At 72.5% G+C, this 17806-nt stretch carries 11 protein-coding genes; 8 read left to right on the forward strand and 3 right to left on the reverse strand.

Annotated features, from left to right (window positions below; all coding sequences use genetic code 11):
• Positions 1–39: 39 nt before the first annotated feature.
• Positions 40–1302 (reverse strand): IS701 family transposase, encoded by a 1263-nt coding sequence (locus tag ACQPZF_RS12445; protein ID WP_433271457.1) that lies wholly within the window; start codon positions 1300–1302, stop codon positions 40–42.
• A 512-nt stretch (positions 1303–1814) separates the two neighbouring features.
• On the opposite strand from ACQPZF_RS12445, the gene ACQPZF_RS12450 reads away from it, so the two are divergent.
• The 3 genes from ACQPZF_RS12450 to ACQPZF_RS12460 all read left to right on the forward strand — a co-directional run bounded on the left by ACQPZF_RS12450 (position 1815) and on the right by ACQPZF_RS12460 (position 5637).
• A complete protein-coding gene (locus tag ACQPZF_RS12450; protein WP_433271459.1) occupies positions 1815–2981 on the forward strand; it encodes a 3-deoxy-7-phosphoheptulonate synthase in 1167 nt (388 codons plus the stop codon).
• Positions 2982–3049: 68 nt separating this feature from the next.
• Positions 3050–3709, forward strand: coding sequence for an isochorismatase family protein (locus tag ACQPZF_RS12455; protein WP_433271461.1), 660 nt, complete (start codon positions 3050–3052; stop codon positions 3707–3709).
• Positions 3706–5637, forward strand: a complete 1932-nt coding sequence (locus tag ACQPZF_RS12460; protein ID WP_433271462.1) for an anthranilate synthase family protein — start codon at positions 3706–3708, stop codon at positions 5635–5637. The genes ACQPZF_RS12455 and ACQPZF_RS12460 overlap by 4 nt, the downstream gene beginning before the upstream one ends.
• 118 nt (positions 5638–5755) lie before the next feature.
• Here ACQPZF_RS12460 and ACQPZF_RS12465 read toward each other — a convergent pair whose 3' ends face one another.
• Positions 5756–7633 carry a helix-turn-helix domain-containing protein gene (locus tag ACQPZF_RS12465; RefSeq protein ID WP_433271464.1) on the reverse strand — a complete coding sequence of 626 codons (1878 nt, stop codon included), beginning with the start codon at positions 7631–7633 and terminating at the stop codon, positions 5756–5758.
• 723 nt (positions 7634–8356) lie between these two features.
• Here ACQPZF_RS12465 and ACQPZF_RS12470 point away from each other — a divergent pair.
• From ACQPZF_RS12470 to ACQPZF_RS12490, 5 genes are all read left to right on the forward strand, one after another.
• Entirely contained in the window at positions 8357–8815 is a 459-nt protein-coding gene (locus ACQPZF_RS12470; protein ID WP_433271466.1) for a MarR family winged helix-turn-helix transcriptional regulator, read from the forward strand.
• A gap of 317 nt (positions 8816–9132) precedes the next feature.
• The gene (gene car, locus ACQPZF_RS12475; RefSeq protein ID WP_433271468.1) at positions 9133–12513 is read left to right on the forward strand and encodes a carboxylic acid reductase; all 3381 of its coding nucleotides are present in this window, start codon (positions 9133–9135) and stop codon (positions 12511–12513) included.
• Between the two features lie 194 nt (positions 12514–12707).
• A complete protein-coding gene (locus ACQPZF_RS12480) occupies positions 12708–13181 on the forward strand; it encodes a flavin reductase family protein (RefSeq protein ID WP_433271470.1) in 474 nt (157 codons plus the stop codon).
• Between the two features lie 457 nt (positions 13182–13638).
• Entirely contained in the window at positions 13639–15261 is a 1623-nt protein-coding gene (locus ACQPZF_RS12485; RefSeq protein WP_433271472.1) for a tetratricopeptide repeat protein, read from the forward strand.
• Positions 15262–15474: 213 nt separating this feature from the next.
• Entirely contained in the window at positions 15475–16959 is a 1485-nt protein-coding gene (locus ACQPZF_RS12490) for an alpha/beta hydrolase (RefSeq protein WP_433271473.1), read from the forward strand.
• Between the two features lie 93 nt (positions 16960–17052).
• On the opposite strand, the gene ACQPZF_RS12495 is transcribed toward ACQPZF_RS12490, so the two are convergent.
• Positions 17053–17793, reverse strand: a complete 741-nt coding sequence (locus tag ACQPZF_RS12495) for an MOSC domain-containing protein (RefSeq protein WP_433271475.1) — start codon at positions 17791–17793, stop codon at positions 17053–17055.
• Between the last annotated feature and the right edge of the window lie 13 nt (positions 17794–17806).

Genomic DNA, 17806 nt, shown 5'->3' on the forward strand with positions numbered 1-17806 from the left:
CCGTTGGCGGTGCGGGGAAAGCGGCATGCGCCGATGTGTCTATTGTGGACTATGGTCGTTTGTCCAGCTCGGCCACCCGACACGGTAGGTGGTGTCGGCGAGCGCGAGCACCGCGAGCGCCGCGGACGCCAGGGTCGTGTGCCGGTGCCAGCCCGCGAACGACCGGCCGGTGAAGTCCCGCAGGCCCACCCGGTCGGCGAACCTGGCGAGGTCGTGGTCGACCCGGTCGAGGAACCGGCTGGTGCGCAGCAGGCTCGCGGCATCGGCGTCGGGCTGGTTGGACAGCCACAGCTCGGCAGGCCACGACTGACCCGCCGAGCCCACACCGAGCAGCACCAGGTCGCCCGAACGCGCGGCCTGGCCGGGAGTGCCGATCCGTGCGGGGTCGCCCAGACGCCCGGCTTGGCCCGTGACGCCGACCCGTGCGGGGTCGCCCGAACGCCGGGCCCGGCCGGGGATGCCGACTCGCACGGTGGCGGCCAGCAGCGGCCAGCGGCCCGCGACCGGTTTCCGGGTCTCACGCAGCACGCCCATGACCTGTTGCGCGGGCAACGGTTCCGAGCGCCGGGACGCGGTCGGGTCGGAAACCGTGAACAGCCGGGTTCCGCCGACCCGCAGCAGCAGTGGGATCTCCGGGTGTAATCGCGCGACGGCGGCGTGCACGTCCATCCCGCGCGCGTCCATGACCAGCGGGCGGGAGGGGAAGTCCAGCCGCGCGTCCGTGCCGAGGAACGCCTCGATGGCGCACTCGCCGTCGGTCTCCGCGCGGACCCAGTCCGGGATCGCCGCGCGCCGGCGTTTGCCCGGATCCCGCACCCACGCCTGCGACAGGTGCAGCCGCCAGTCGACCGGGACGGTGATCTCGTTCGACGCCGCCCAGACGCCCATGGCCTGCTGCGCGTTGAGCGTCTGGCCGAGATCGGGGGAGAACCGCCTGGCCACACCCACGGAGTGGGTGCCCGCCTTGGGGATCAGCATCGGCCGCACCACCCACGCGTCCGGCGCGGCGACCTGCCGGACGTGCTCGGCCAGCGCCCGGCGGACCGGCGCCCAGGCCCACGTCGAGTCGCTGATGAAGTGGTGCAGGTACTGTTCGGTCGCCTGGCCGCCGACGGCCTGGGCGATGTTGCGGATCGACTTGCGGCCGGCCGCCCGGAGCAGGCCGGTCAGGTACTCGACACCCTTGCGCCGCTGGTCCTCGCGGGTGAACGAGGCGAACAGAGCGGAACTGAGTTCGGCGACGACCAACTCGCGCGAGAAGTCCGGGATGGGGCGCGCTGCTGTGTTCCCTCGGCCGGGCATGGAGCCTCTCTTCACGTTGTGTCGACAGGGATGCCACCCAACGTGGCTCGGGGACACCGGACCTGCCTAGATCCGGGGAGCACCAACCTGCGCGCCTCGGGGGTGGGCCGACGCCACTCGAACGCGGATGGCGGCCGGGCGCGCCACGCGAGCCGATATCGGGGGGTGGTCGGGCCACACATCCGTCCGGTCCCGCCGGTTGCTCCAAGTGGCCCCAGGCGGGCCGGACACCGCAGGTCACCGCGCACGGCCCGGCCGGGCCCCACAGGAGGTGTCGGGGGCGGGCACCTCGCCGTCCACCGGTGGCGTGGGCCGATCCGGGCCGCGCGGGGCGGACATGACGGAGATCGAGGGAACCTGACGTACTGCATTCCCGGTTCGTTGCCCGTTGTCCGGGTTCGGCTCCACGATCGCCGTGTCGACGAAGTGGTGTTCATCCGCGAACTGAGCCGCACGACCGCGCTCGCCGCACACCTCCGGTCGTGCCCGGTCCCTTCGTGATTGGAGTGTCAGTGGACAACGCCGTGCGCGAAAGCCCACCCAGGATCGCGCTGCAGCAACCGGATTGGGACGACTACGAACTCGTGCACCGGGTGCGGGCCGCCTTGACCTCCCGGCCCGGCCTGGTCACCTCCGACGAAGTCGGACAGCTTCGCGCCGCGCTCGCGGTGGTGGCCGCCGGCCGCGCGCACGTCGTGCAGGCGGGTGACTGCGCCGAGGACTTCGGGTCCGCGGCGGGCGACGTCGCCCGCAAGGCGGCCCTGCTGGACTTGTTGGCGGGCACCATGAAGATGGCCACGCACCGCCCCGTGGTGCGGATCGGCCGGATCGCGGGCCAGTTCGCCAAACCCAGGTCCAGCCCGACCGAAGTGGTCGGCGGCGTGGTGCTGCCCTCCTACCGGGGCCACCTGGTCAACCGCCCCGAACCCGACGCGGCCGGCCGGAAACCCGATCCCAACCGGGTGCTCGCCGGGTACGCCGCGGCCCGGACCGTCACCGGCCTGCTGGGCTGGGGTGGCGGTGGCGCGCGGCCGATCGACCCTCCGCTGTGGACCAGTCACGAGGCGCTGCTGCTGGACTACGAGATCCCGCTGCTGCGCCGGGACCGCACCGGGCAGGCGTTCCTGGCCTCGACCCACCTGCCGTGGATCGGCGACCGCACCCGCCAGGTGGACGGCGCGCACGTCGACCTGCTGGCCGGGGTGGCGAACCCGGTCGCCTGCAAGGTCGGGCCGACGATGACGGCGGACGAGTTGCGGGCGCTGGCGGACCGGCTCGACCCGCACCGCGAGCCGGGCAGGCTGACCCTGATCTCGCGGATGGGCGCGGACCTCGTCACCGAGCGGCTGCCCGGACTGGTGGCCGCGGTGCGCGCGGCCGGGCACCCGGTGATCTGGCTGTGCGACCCGATGCACGGCAACACCACGCTCACCCCCGACGGCCTCAAGACCCGTTACGTGGACACCGTCGTCGCCGAGATCGAACGCTTCCAGCGCGTGGTGCGGGCCGAAGGCTGCGTCGCCGGAGGACTGCACCTGGAGACCACACCGGACGACGTCACGGAGTGCGCTCACGACGAGTCCGGAGTGGACCGCGTGGGCGACAAGTACACGACCTACTGCGATCCCCGGCTCAACCCGGGGCAGGCGGTCGCCGCTGTGGCGGCGTGGGCCGGTTGACCGCGGACCGTCCACGACCGACGTGGGCAACGCCGCACTCGTCGCCTGATTCCCGACGGAGGACCACGATGACAGGCATCCCCCCGATCAACCCCTACCCGCTGCCGACGGCGGACGACCTGCCCGCCAACACCGCGACGTGGACCGTGGACCCGCGGCGGGCGGTCGTGCTGATCCACGACATGCAGCGGTATTTCGTCCGGCCGTTCTCCGACGTCATGCGGAGCCGGATCATCGCCAACATCGCGGCGCTGCGCGTGGCGTGCGCGGAGCGGGGCGCGCGGATCGCCTACACCGCGCAGCCGGGCGGCATGAGCGAGCGGGAACGCGGTCTGCTGCGGGACTTCTGGGGCCCGGGGATGCGGGTCGACCCGGCCGATCGGGAGGTGGTCGGCGAACTCGCGCCCGCCGACGGCGACTGGGTGTTCACCAAGTGGCGCTACAGCGCGTTCTTCCGCTCCGACCTGCTGGAGCGGATGCGCCGCGACAACCGCGACGAGCTGATCCTGTGCGGGGTGTACGCGCACGTCGGCGTGCTGGTGACGGCGTTGGAGGCGTACGCCAACGACATCCGCGCGTTCTTGGTCGCCGACGCGATCGGCGACTTCACCGAGGCCTACCACCGGCTGGCCGTGGAGTACGCGGCGCAGCGCTGCGCCGTGGTCGCCACGACGGCCACCGTCGTCGCCCAGGCCGGGGCGGCGGACCGGCCGCGGGTCGCGCTGTGACCGGGGACCTGCTGGACCGGGTCCTCGCCGCGCCCGACCGGCCGTTCGCCCTGCTGCACCGGACCGAGGCGGGCCACGCCCGGGTGGACGTGCTGGTCGGCGAGGTGAGCACGCCAGGGGTGCTGGCGGACATCGCGCTGCCGGCCGGCCCGGTGTCCCGGCCCCGGCACGACGTGCTGGCGGTGGTGCCGTTCCGGCAGATCGCCGAGCGCGGCTACGAGCACCGCGACGACGGCGAGCCGCTGCTCGCGCTGACCGTGGCCGACCAGGCGGTGCTGCCGCTGGAGGACGTGCTGCGCCGGTTGCCGGACGTGCCGCTGCGGCTGGACCGCGGCCGGTTCGACACCGACGACGGCGGCTACGCGGAGACCGTCCGCCGGGTGCTGGCCGACGAGATCGGCGAGGGCGAGGGCGCGAACTTCGTCATCCGCCGCGGGTACGTCGCCGACATCGCGGCGTACTCGCCGCGGTCCGCGCTGTCGTTGTTCCGCAGGCTGCTCCTGGACGAGACCGGCGCGTACTGGACGTTCGTGGTGCACACCGGCGACCGCACGTTCGTCGGCGCGACCCCGGAACGGCACATCAGCGTCACCGGCGGCACGGCGGTGATGAACCCGATCAGCGGCACCTACCGCTACCCGCCGACCGGCCCCGCGCTGGAAGGGGTGCTGGGCTTCCTGGCCGACCACAAGGAGTCCGACGAGCTGTACATGGTGCTGGACGAGGAACTGAAGATGATGGGCCGCGTCTGCGACGACGGCGGTCGGGTCCACGGGCCGTACCTGCGCGAGATGGCCAGGCTCGCGCACACCGAGTACTTCATCGCGGGCCGCACCGGCCGCGACCCGCGTGACATCCTGCGCGAGACGATGTTCGCCCCGACGGTCACCGGCAGCCCGCTGGAGAGCGCCTGCCGGGTGATCAGCCGCTACGAGCCCACCGGTCGCGGCTACTACAGCGGTGTGGTCGCGCTCATCGGCCGCGACGCGGCCGGGAGCCGGTCGCTGGACTCGGCCATCCTGATCCGCACGGCCGCCATCGACGGTGGCGGCACGGTCCGCGTCGACGTGGGCGCGACGCTGGTCCGCCACTCCGACCCGCTGGCGGAGGTGGCCGAGACCAGCGCCAAGGCGGCGGGCCTGCTGGCCGCCCTCGGTTCGGAACCCGGCCCCCGCCGGGCCGAGGGCGTCGGTTTCGCCGAGCACCCGGAAGTCCGTGCCGCCCTGTGTGCGCGCAACGTCGACATCGCGGCGTTCTGGTTGTCGGACAACGGATCGCGTGACCCGGTCGACCCGGCCCTGGCGGGCCTGGAGGTGCTGATCGTGGACGCGGAGGACACCTTCACCTCGATGCTGGCCCACCAGTTGCGGGCGCTCGGGCCGGAGGTGGTGATCCGCCGCTTCGACGAGCCCTACGACGTGCGCGACGCCGACATCGTCCTGATGGGCCCGGGGCCGGGCGATCCGCGCGAGAGCGGTCATCCGAAGATCGCACACCTGGCGTCCACAGTAGACATGCTGCTGGCGGAACGGCGGCCGTTCCTGGCGGTCTGCCTGAGCCACCAGGTGCTCAGCGCCCGGCTCGGGCTGCCGCTGGTCCGCCGCGACGTCCCGAACCAGGGCGTCCAGCTTGGCGTGAACCTGTTCGGCACACCGCGGCGCGTGGGCTTCTACAACACCTTCGCGGCGAGCAGCGCCGAGGACGTCCTGCGCCACCCGGGCATCGGCGCGGTGGAGGTCAGCCGCGACCCGGTCACCCACCAGGTGCACGCCTTGCGGGGCCCGCACTTCGCGTCGATCCAGTTCCACGCGGAGTCGGTGCTCACCCAGCACGGCCCGACCATCCTCGGCGCGCTGCTGACCGGCCTGACCGCGGGCCTGTCCCGGCCCCGGCGTCGGAGCGGCCAGATCGGCGCGGAGGCGGTCTGACCGTCATCGGGGCGCGAAACCCGCGCACCACCGGGTCGTCGCCGCCGACTGGCCGGTTGTCACCGGCCGGGGCGTCGGTGTCGCCGGTCGAGCGGCTCAGCAGCTTCCGACGGCCGGCTCAGCCGCTCCGGACCGCCAACGCCCCCGGTTGCGTGCTCAGCGTCTCGCGGACCCGCAGCAGTCGCAGCGCGAGCTGGATCTCCAGTGCCTGCGCGGGTTTCTGCCAGTCCTGGCCGAGCAGTTCCTTCATCCGGTCGAGCCGGCGGGTGACGGTGTTGGTGTGCACGTGCAGGCGCTCGGCGGCGTAGGTGGGGCTGCCGCCCGCGTCGAAGTACGCCTGGAGGGTGGCCACCAGGTCGGTGAAGCGCTCCCGGTCGTACTCCAGCACCGGCCCGATGGCCGCCTCGATGAAGCCACCGACGTCCTGGTCGGGGGACACCAGCGCGCCGACGAACCCCAGTTCGTACACGGACGCCGCGCCGCCCTCGACGCCGAGCGCGGTCACCGCGTCGAGGCAGCGGATGGCCTCGCGGTAGCCCCGCCGGACGGACTCGGCCCCGGTGAGCGGACCGGCCGCGCCCACCGAGACGGGTTTGCCCAGCTCGGCCGCCATCGCCGCGGCCACGTCGCGCGCCACGACACCCGCGTCGCCGCCGGGCAGGAGCATGATCAGGCGGCCGTTGCGGGAGCTGCGGAGCCCGCCCGTCCGCCGCGCGTACGCCGACGCCCACGCGTTGGCCCGGCCCTGGATGCCGTTCTCCGGCCGGGCGGCCACCATCAGGTACGGCCGCGTCAGGTCCAGCCCGATCCGGCGGGCCCGTTCGGTGAGCAGGCGCGGCACCCGGCCGCCGTCGCCGAGCGCGTCGTCGAGCAGCCGTTCGCGCACCTCGCCGTCGTGGCCCGTGGTGAGCTTGTCCCGCCGGATGACCAGGACGGCCACCCGCGCGTACAGCCGCAGCCGTTGGCGGGCCGGGGCGGTCAGGTCGCCGGGCGCGGACAGCACCAGCGCGCCGACGTAGTCCTTGGTGGTGCACAACGGGGCCACCCACCGCCCATCCGCCGGCGCGGGCTCCGGGGTCGTCAGCTCGACGGCGATCGCGAGCGCGGAGGTGTCGTCGCCGTCGTCCGGTCCGTCGCCCGCGGTCGCCAGCACGTCCCCGGCTGCGGTGTAGGCCGTCACACGGCCGCCGAACGACTCCGCGGCGGCGGCGACCAGGGTGCGCAGGTCGCCGTCGGAGGCCAGCATGTCCACCAGCTCGGTCTGCAGGTCGCAGTACTCGCGGAACCCCTCGGCGGTCGTGGAGGCCCGGGACAGGCGGGCTTCCAACTCGGCGACGCGCGCGTCGGCGGCGAGGCGGAGGTGGGTGGTCTCCAGGTAGATGCCGGCGAGGATGCCGAGGGAGCCCACCAGGGACCGCTCGTCGGCGGTGAAGTGGTGGACCTTGCGGCTCGCGACGTACAGCCTGCCGCGGGGCGTGCCGCCGTTCGGCTGGTCGCCGCAGCTCAGCGGGACCGCGATCAGCGCGTGCAGGCCCTCGACCCGGACCAGCTCCGCCAACGCCGGATTGAGCGCGACCCCTCCGTCGGCCGGCAGGTCGTGCGTGGCGAACGGGGCCGTGAAGCCCGGACCGGTGGTGGTGCCGTCGTCGGCGGGCAGGCGCAGGCCGATGCTCAGCCCGGACGTGTGGCCGTCGGCGGCGAGCACTTGGACGCCGTCGTGCTCCTCGCCGGCGATGGCGATGCAGGCCATGTCCATGCCCAGCAGGTGACGGGCGCGCCGGGCGATGGCGTGCAGCAGACCGGCCACGGAGTCGTGGGGGAGGGCCAGGTCCCGCGCGGCGTCGATCAGCGCGGTCAGGCCCGCTTCCCGGACGCGGCCACGCTGGATCTGGCTGTGCACACGCAGGGCGCGCCACACGGCGGCCTTCAGGTCGGTGGTCGCGGCGCCGGCGGCGGCCCTCCGGGCGTCGTCCAGGAAGTCCTCGAACGCGTCCACGGGCGCCCCGCCGGCCAGCAAATCAAATAACTCGTCTATGCCGCCGCTCGCGGTCGGCTGAGGAGACGCAAAAGTCTCCACTGTGTTACCCCCAGGTTCGAGTGTGCTGTCGTCACCCGATCGCACTATCGCATTGGTCGGGTAGCCACGTTGGGTAAACGTTCTGTCCGATCCTCGCTCAGCTTATCGAAATCGACTGTCAGGAGTCTTCGGCCGATACCCATCGTTGAGCGTGCGAAAGCAGAATCGAATGACGGCAGCTCCACGACCGGCGGCGCTGCCGGATCGGGGCTGCGTTGATCGTGTTTCCAGTCCGTCGGGCACAGTCGTCCACCGGCGGACGGAGCGATCCATTTTCCCGTTTCCGGCGCGCCGGACCGATGTCGAGCGCGGTGAGTTCGCTTTCCCGCTTCGCGGTGACGGGAGTCAGGCCGGTGAGTTCGGCGGCCACCGTGTCCCCCGACGCGGAACACCGGTTCGGGAGGACAATGTCGATTCCGCCCGGAAAGCGCATCGGGCGCGGTTCGGCGGCGTTTCCCGCAGCCACCGGGCGGCGCCGCGCGGGCCGGTCGCCGGTGAGCCCGGCGACAGCCACGGCCTGCCGATTCCCGGTACCATGGTCACGAGCACACTACCAGCACCTGCAATAGTTGCACACAGCATGCTTGGTGCGGTGCCGATGATGCCGTGCGACAGCAGTGGGCGGCAAGGAGGGATGGCCTCGTGGAGAGCGCTGACGCCGTCGAGATCCGCGCGCAGGGTTGGCGGACCCTGGCCGCGCTGCACGCGCGCATCGAGGACGTGCTGGAGCGGGCGCTCCAGCAGGCGCACGACCTGTCGGTGAGCGAGTACAGCCTGCTCGACGTGCTGTCCCGGCAGGAGCCCGGCTGCCTGCTGCGGATGAACCAGGTGGCCAAGGCCGTGGTGCTGAGCCAGTCGGCGACCACCCGGCTGGTGACCCGGCTGGAGCGGCGCGGCCTGCTCCAGCGGTACCTGTGCGAGGACGACCGCCGGGGCATCTACACCGAAGTCACCGACGAGGGCCGCAGCGCCCTGGAACGCGCCCGTTCGACCCACGACGACACCTTGGCCCAGGCGCTGAAGGACGCGGCGGAGCTGCCGGAGCTGGCGCCGCTGGTCGATGCGCTCGCTGCCCTGCCGTATGCCGGAGTGTCGCGCTAGCGCTCCCGCCTGGCATCGGCGACCCGCTCGCCGTCCTTCCTGGCACCGGATCCCACCCCACACCGCCGACGCGCCCTGAACCGCGTCGGCGGCGCCGTGCCACCGTCCTCTGTGGTCTCTTCCCGTCGCCACAACGAAGTCTGGCCCGCCGCGACATGACAGATTGCCGTCCGGCGGCTGGGAACTCCGCTCCACGCCGGGCTAGCGTCGGGAACGAACTGGAGAACAGCGCGACCGCCGACGTCCGCTCCGATGCGCACCAGCCCCCTCGGTCCCGGAGCCCCGGAGTCGGCCAGTGATGCGATGTGGAGACCAGCATGCGGCTTACGCAAACGGTGGCAGAAGTGATGCGGCGCTACGCGGACCGCCCCGCCGTGGGTGAACGCGCCAAGGAGGCCTTTCGCGACCCCGGCACCGGTCGCACCTCGCTCCGGCTGCTGCCGTGGTACGAGACGACCAGTTTCGGCGAGCTGTGGCAGCGCGTCCGCGCGGTGGCGACCGAGTGGCACCACAACCCGGCCCACGCCACCGTCCCGGGCGATCGCGTCGCCCTGCTCGGCTTCGCCGGCCGCGACTACACGACGGTCGACCTGGCCTGCAGTTGTTCGGGCGCGGTCACCATCCCGCTCCAGACCAGCGCCCCGGCGTCGCAGCTCAAGGCGATCCTGGCGGAGACCGAGCCGAGCGTCGTGGCCGCCGCCGTCGAACGGGTGGACGCCGCGGTCGACCTCGTGTCGACCGCCCCGTCGGTCCGCCGCCTGGTGGTCTTCGACTACCACTCGGCGGTGGACGACCAGCGCGACAGGCTCACCGCCGCCCGGGAACGCCTGGCGGGCCATGACATCGCCGTCGAGTCCTTATCGGACGTCCTCGACCGGGGCGCGCTGCTGCCGGAAGCGCCGCTGTTCACCTCCGAGGACGGCGACGACCCGATGACCATGCTCGTGTACACGTCGGGCAGCACCGGCACCCCGAAGGGCGCGATCTACACCGAACGCCTGGTGGCCGCGATGTTCGGCGGCGGCGGGTGGTCGGACCTGTTCTCCGAACAGCGGGCGGTCACCTTCCACTACATGCCGATGAGCCACGTCGCCGGGCACTCGTCGGTGAAGAACACCTTGGCACGCGGCGGGGTCAGCTACTTCACCGCGAGCAGCGACCTGTCCACGTTCTTCGAGGACATCGCGCTCGCGCGCCCCACCGAACTGTCGCTGGTGCCCAGGGTGTGCGAGATGCTCCTCCAGTACCACCGCAGCGAAGTCGACCGGCGGGCCGCGGGCGGCGCCGACCGCGCGGCGGTGGAGGCGGAAGTCAAGGCGCACCTCAGGAAGAACGTCCTGGGCGGCCGGATCGGTTGGGCGAGCTGTGGTTCCGCGCCGCTGTCCGCCGAGCTGCGCGCGTTCGTGGAATCGTTGCTGGAGCTGGAGTTGCACATCGTCTACGGCGCCACGGAGGTCGCGGGCGTCTCGCTGGACGGCGCGATGCTGCGCCCGCCGGTGATCGACTACAAGCTCGCCGACGTGCCCGAGCTGGGTTACTACCGGACCGACACCCCGCACCCCAGGGGCGAGCTGCTGGTCAAGACCGAGGCCGCGATCCCGGGCTACTTCAAGCAGCCCGAGCTGTCCGCGGCGATCTTCGACGCCGACGGCTACTACCGGACCGGCGACATCGTCGCCGAGATCGAGCCGGACCGGCTGGAGATCCTGGACCGCCGCAACAGCGTCCTGAAGCTGTCCCAGGGCGAGTTCGTGGCGACCGCGAGCCTGGAGGCCGTGTTCGGCGCCGGCCCGCTGGTCCGGCAGATCTTCGTGTACGGCAACAGCGAGCGGTCCTACCTGCTGGCCGTGGTCGTGCCCACGCCGGCCGCGCTGGACCGGTTCGGCCCGGGGGAGATCAAGCAGCGGCTCAGCGAGTCGTTCCAGGAGATCGCGAAGGACGCGGGCCTGAACTCCTACGAGATCCCGCGCGACTTCCTGATCGAGACCGAGCCGTTCGGCCAGGCCAACGGTCTGCTGTCCGACCACCGCAAGCTGCTGCGGCCACAACTGCTGGCGCGGTACCGCGACGAGTTGGAAGCGCTGTACGCCGACATCGCGCTCCGGGAGTCCGAGGAACTGCGCGAAGTCCGCCGCACGGGCGCGGATCGGCCCGTGCTGGAGACCGTGCAGCGGGCCGCGCGGGCACTGCTGGCCGGTTCCATGGCCGAGGTCGGCCCCACCGCGCACTTCCGGGACCTGGGCGGCGACTCGCTGTCCGCGGTGTCCTACTCCGCCTTGCTGCACGACATCTTCGGCATCCGGGTGCCGGTGGACGTGCTCATCAGCCCGGCGAACGACCTGCGGCAGGTGGCGGCCTACGTGGAGGCGAAGCGCGCCGCCGGGCTGGACCGGCCGACGTTCGAGTCGGTGCACGGTGCGGACCGCACCGAGGTCCGTGCCGGCGACCTCAGCCTGGAGAAGTTCTTCGACGCGCGCACGATCGCCGACGCGAAGACGCTGCCCCGCGCGACCGGCGCCCCGCGGACCGTCCTGCTCACCGGCGCGAGCGGCTACCTCGGCCGGTTCCTCGCCCTGGAGTGGCTGGAGCGGCTGGCCCCGGCCGGCGGGAAGCTGATCTGCGTAGTGCGCGGCAAGGACGCCGCGGCGGCGGCGAACCGGCTCGACGAGGCGTTCGCGGGCGGGGACTCGGACCTGGTGGCGAAGGTGGCGGAACTGGCCGGGAGCCTGGAGGTGCTGGCGGGCGACATCGCCGAACCCCGCCTGGGCCTGGACGAGCGGACCTGGGACAAGCTGTCGGAAGAGGTCGACCTGATCGTCCACGCGGGCGCGCTGGTGAACCACGTCCTGCCGTACGACCGGCTTTTCGAGGCGAACGTGCTGGGCACCGCCGAGCTGATCCGGCTCGGGCTCACCGGTCGGATCAAGCCGTTCACCTACGTCTCCAGCGTCGCCGTGGCCACCTCCCGACCCGGGAAACCGGCGCTGGACGAGGATTCCGACGTGCGCGCGGCGATCGGCACGCAGCCGGTCCACGACGGCTACGCGGGCGGGTACGCCACCAGCAAGTGGGCGGGCGAGGTCCTGCTGCGGGAGGCGCACGACCTGTGCGGCCTCCCGGTGACCGTGTTCCGCTCCGACATGATCCTCGCGCACAGCAGGTACGGCGGGCAGTTGAACGTCCCGGACGTGTTCACCCGCCTGCTGTTCAGCCTCATCACGACCGGCATCGCGCCGCGGTCCTTCTACCTCGGCGACGCTTCGGCGGCGCACTACGACGGCCTGCCGGTCGACTTCACCGCCGCCGCTGTCGTGGCGCTGGGCGCGCGGGACGACGGGTTCCGCACCTACAGCCTGGTGAACCCGCACGACGACGGCATCTCGCTGGACACGTTCGTGGACTGGCTCAGCGGCGCGGGCCACCGGATCGAGCGGGTGGACGACTACGCGGACTGGCTCGCCCGGTTCGAGACGGCCATGCGCGCGCTGCCAGAGGCGCAGCGCCGGCACTCGGTGCTGCCGCTGGTGCACCGGTTCGAGCGCCCCGAGGAAGCCGTGCCGGGCTCGGAGGTGCCGTCGGAGCGGTTCCACGCCGCCGTTCGCGCCGCCGGGGTCGGTCCGACCGGCGACATCCCGCACCTTTCGGAGCCCTTCATCCGGAAGTACGCCGCCGACCTCAAGCCCTTGCTGTCCGCCTGACCGCGCCTGCCCGCTGTCCGTTCATGATCGGCCGCACCGAGCGCTGACCGGCCCTGATTCGCTTTCCCGACGGAGGAGAACGGTGACGACATCGGCGATTCACCCGGCGAAGGGTGGGACATGATGTTCCCGGCGTGCAACCTGCTGCTACCCAGGCAGATCGTTCCGGTCGACCGCCAGTTTGCGGCGGGATCATGACCGCGGTGGAGACCGGCCTGTTCCGCCACGTGCTGGGGCACGTCCCGACCAGCGTGGTCGTGGTGACCGCCCTGGAGTCGGGCCGGCCCGCGGGCATGGCGGTAGGGTCGTTCGTCTCGGTCTCCCTGGACCCGCCGCTGGTCGGCTTCTTCCCGTCGAGGTCGTCGTCGAGCTGGCCGAAGATCCGCCAGGCGGGCCGCTTCGGCGTCAACGTGCTGGGCGAACACCAGCACGAGACGAGCCGCACGTTCGCCACCCGGGGCGCCGACAAGTTCGCCGACACCCGGTGGCACCGGGGAACCCATGGCACACCGCTCCTGGACGGCGCGATCGCCACGCTCGAATGCGACTTGGTCGGGGTGACCGACGTGGGTGATCACTACTTCGCCCTGGGCCGGGTCCTGTCCCTGCACGCGACCGGCGACACCCCGCTCGTGTTCTTCCGCGGGGATTACGCGCGCCTGGCCTGACGATCTGGTGCGGCACGCCATCCCCCGGTGAGGGTGGATCGGCGACTGGTTGGACCACCGGGCTGAGGCGACCGGACGCGGCCCGGCACCGGTCAGGGTGAAAGAGGAAGTTTCCGCCCAGGAAGACCGCTGGATCGCGGGACAGCGGCAGGGGCGACCCGTCAGCATAAGGGCACCGTCTCAGCACGCACCTCCCCCCGAAAGGACCGCAGTGGACCAGCCGACCCCGCCGGAGCCCGCCCCGGAGGCATCGCCACCGGCGCCCGCACCGGAGCCCACGGCGGCGACGCCACCGCAGCCGTCACCATCGCAGCCGACGCCATCGCAATCGACGCCACCGCAGCCGACGCCTGAGGCCGAGCAGGAGACATCGCCCTACGAGCGCCCGCGAACCGCGCCCGAGCCCCCGCACGTGCCGGCGGACGAGACGCCACCACAGGACAGCACCGACGTTCTGGTGGCTCCCGTGGACCTGTCGGCGCAGGAGGTGCCGGACACGACGCCCGAGCCCGTGCCGATGGCTGTTTCGGACACGTCGGCGCAGCCCGTGCCGCCGGTCACCGCGCAGTCGCCCTGGCAGTACTCGGCGGAGCCGACGCCCGGGATCACGGTCGAGATGCCGTGGCAGCACGCGATGACAGCCCCGCCGGGGTTCCCGCCGGAAGCGCCCGAACCCCCACCGGTCGTCGAACGGGTCGTCGACCCGCCCGCCGCCGCCTTCGCCAACGCCTCCCTGCTCGGCGCCGGCTACCTGATGCTGGGCCGCCGCCGGGCCGCCATCCTGACCGGCCTGATCACCCTCGCGCTCATCGTCGTCCTCGCCACGGCCGTCCGCTCCGTGTGGCTGGAAGTGGTCGTCCTCCTGTGGTGGGCGGCCGTCATCGCGCACGGCTGGCGACTCGCCGGCGGTCGTGCGCGCACCCCCGGCCCCAACGCCCGGCGGCAACGGCTGATCGCGCTCGCCACCACGCTCCCGGTGCTGCTGGCCGTCGGCTTCCTGCGCTTCGACGCCGCGGGCATCGAGCAGGACAGCGTCGACGCCCGGAACGGGGGCGACTGCTCCCGGTCCGTGGCCGCCGTGGACCGGCTGTGGTTCGGTCACCACCTGGCCAACGCGCCGCTCACCGTCCGTGGCGAGGACACCGTGCGGGCGTGCGCACGACTCGACGCGGCCGAAGGCGAACTGCGCACCGGGTTGACCGGCGACACCGCGGCCGTGGAAACGGGCTTCGCCGGCCTCTCGGCGGCCCTCGTGGAACTGCCCGGCTACGAGAAGGTCGTGGACCGCGCCCTGGACGGCTTCCTGTCCGGCCTGCCCACCGAGGACGCCTGCGACACCAGGGACATCACCGACTGGCTCCGTCAACGCGGAAGCCAGGGCAACGCGCTGGACCGGGCGGCCGAAGTGGTGCCGCGCATCGCCCCGCCGGCGATGGTGCAGTGCGCCGACACCCTCATGGCGGCGAGCTCGTTCATCGAAGCCCGCGCGCACTACCAGGAACTGCTCGACCAGTACCCGACGCACGAACTCGCGCCCAAGGCCAAGGAGGGCGTGCAGAAGGCCACGTGGGCGATCGAACTCGCGAACGTGCGGTCGCTGCTCGCCACCCCGTCCGCGGACAAGCCCAGGTACTGCGACGCGCCCGCTCCGTACAGCGCCGCCGCACCTTACGGCGCGCAGAGCCCCAACCGCGCGTGGCTGGCCGGCAAGAACGAGCACACCAACCGGCTTCCGGGCGACTGGCTGGTCGACGACGTGGCCAACGCCACGACGGTGATGTGCGCCGGCGCGGTCGCCCACGGTTCCGTCGTGGAGACCTGCACGTACCTGTACTCGGGCACTTTCAGCGGGGAGAGGGACGTGTCGTTCCACCGGATCGCGATCCCGGTCCGGGTCTACGAGGTGAAGACCGGCAAGCTGATCGCGGACACCACCGTGGAGATCAACGGCGAGGCCTGCCCGGCGGTCGTCAGCTACACCACCTACAGCACCATCGACACCGGGCCGGCGTCCGACATGTACGTCACCGCGTCCGAGGGCGACGTGCACGCCGCGTTCAACCCGTTGATCAATCCTTGACCGGTGAGGTGCCGCTCACACCAACGTCCACAGTGGACTTCGCTGCTTTAGGGTGCGGCTCCCAGCACCACTGTGGTTCCTGGGCTCAGACCCACCACTGATGCTGGGAGCCGCACCATGGTCGCGCGGCGTCGCCGACCGGCAGGCTCACCGGGAGCAGGCGGGAACCCGGGCACCGGGTTCCCGCGTCCTTCCGCCGAAAGAGAGCCTGGCATGCGATCGACCAGAAAGGCGGTGGCGGTGGCCACCGGCGTGCTTGCCGTCGGCGCGCTCGTGGCCGCCCCCGCGGCACCGGGACACGCGAGCGGGGAGCCGGCTCGCGTCACGTGGGGCACCTGCCCCGAATTGCCTACGGGGACAAGGGGTTCGGCACGGGCCGGCGACCTGGAGTGCGGCACGCTCGACGTGCCCGTGGACTACCGCGCGCCCGACCGCGGGACGATGAGCATCGCGGTGTCGCGGCTGCGCAGCGGAGACCCGGCACGCCGGCGCGGTGTCCTCCTGGTCAACCCCGGCGGTCCCGGGGTGGCCGGGCTCGACCTGCCGGTGGCGATCGCGGAGCGGAACCCGCCGCGGGGCCTGCTGGACTCCTACGACCTGATCGGCTTCGACCCGCGCGGCGTCGGGCACAGCGGCGGCGTCACCTGCGCGCTGTCGTCCGAGCAGCAGACCATCGCCTTCGGAACCTATGCGCACGGCCCCGACGACGTGGCGGAGCAGGCCGGGCGCGTGCAGGACATCGCCGAGCAGTGCGTGGCCCACGGGGGCCCCAACCTGCCACACCTGACGACGCGGAACACCGCGCGTGACATCGACCGGATCAGGCAGGCCTTGGGGGAGCGGCGCATCTCCTACTTCGGGACGTCGTACGGCACGTATCTCGGCGCGGTCTACCTGGCGCTGTTCCCGGACCGGGCGGACCGGTTCCTGCTGGACAGCGCCGCCGACCCGGACATGGTGTGGCGTGAGCAGTTCCGGACCTGGGGCCGGGGCGCGGAGGTGCGGTTCCCCGACTTCGCGCGGTGGGCTGCCGCGCGGCACGACGTCCACCACCTGGGGCGCACGCCGGAAGCGGTGCGGGAGAAGTACTTCGAACTCGCGGGCGCACTCGACGCGGCGCCGGTCGCCGGGGTGACGGGGGACGTGTTCCGGCAGTTGACCCGCCTCAAGCTCTACCGCGACGAGGACTTCCCTTCCCTGGCCGCGATCTGGCAGAGCCTGTCGTCGGGCGACGCGGCCGGGGTGCGGAGCGCCCAGCCGCCCGACGACGGCTTCCTCGCCGCACACTTGGCGGTAACCTGCGGCGATGTCGCGTGGCCGAGGTCGCAGGAGCACTACCAACGCGCGGTCCGAACCGACCGGCAGCGCTACCCGCTGGTCGGCGCCCTGACCGCGAACATCACCCCCTGCGCCCGCTGGCCGCTCGCGCCGCTGGAGGAGCCGACCCGGATCGGCGGCACCGGCCGGGCCTTCGTGCTGATCCTCCAGAACCTCCGCGACCCGGCGACGGTCTACGCCGGCGGGGTCGCGCTGCGCGGGCGGCTCGGCGAGCGGGCCGCGCTGGTCACCGTCGACGCAGGGGAGCACGGCGTCTACTTGAGCGGCAACACATGCGCGAACCGCTTGGCGACGGAACACCTCGTCGCCGCGTCACCGCCGACCCGGGACCGGTTCTGCCCCGCCGAGTCGCATCCCTGACGCGCGCCCACGACCGCACGACGAGGCCGGACCGCCCGCACGGATGCGAACGGTCGCGGCTTCGTCGTCCGGGCCGAATGAAGCTGGTGGCGTTCACGCGGGCTCCACCGGTGTGGCGAGGGGACCATCGGGGGTGGTCTCCGCCTGTCCGGCCGTCCTGCCGTGCAGGCGTTCCGCCTGGTCGTCCAGCCGGCCGTCGAGGCGTTCGCGGAGCAGTCCGACCCAGGAGTCGGGCAGCGCCTCGGGGTGGTCGAGCAGGCGTCGGGTAGCGGCGTGGTCGGCTCGGTCGACGTTGAGCACGCGGTGCACCTCGGCGGCCGTGATGCCGTGTTGTGGCCGGGAGACGAGGTCGAAGCGGTCGTCGGCGGCCACGCGGCCGGGTGCCAGCACTCGGCAGTAGAAACCGGTCCTGCCGCTGCGCTGGGTCAGGACGGCCATGTCCGCGATGCCGTGGTGGGCGGCGAGTCGGTAGCAGGGCCGGCGCGGCTGGGTCACCTGGAGCACGGCGGTGCCGACGGCGAAGACCGATCCCAGCACGACATCGCTCTCCAGGACCCCCGAGGTGGTGAGGTTCTCGCCGAACGCCGGCGGGACGACGTCGCCGAGTCGCGGGGCCCACGCCCGGTAGTGCTCGCCCGGGTAGACGAGGACCGCTTTGTCCGGTCCGCCATGGCGTTTCCGGTCGCCCTGCTCGTCGCCCGCCAAGCCGAGCCGGGTGATCTCGACCGGCCCGTCGACGGGGGACTTCCTGATCCCTGACGCCACAACGCGCCCGTGCCACGACAGTGGTCCCACCGCGCCGACGGACACGATCAGCACTCGTCCGGCGTTCATCGGTGGACCTGCC

Source organism: Actinosynnema sp. CS-041913 (assembly GCF_050942485.1).
In the GTDB taxonomy this organism is placed as follows: Bacteria; Actinomycetota; Actinomycetes; order Mycobacteriales; family Pseudonocardiaceae; genus Actinosynnema.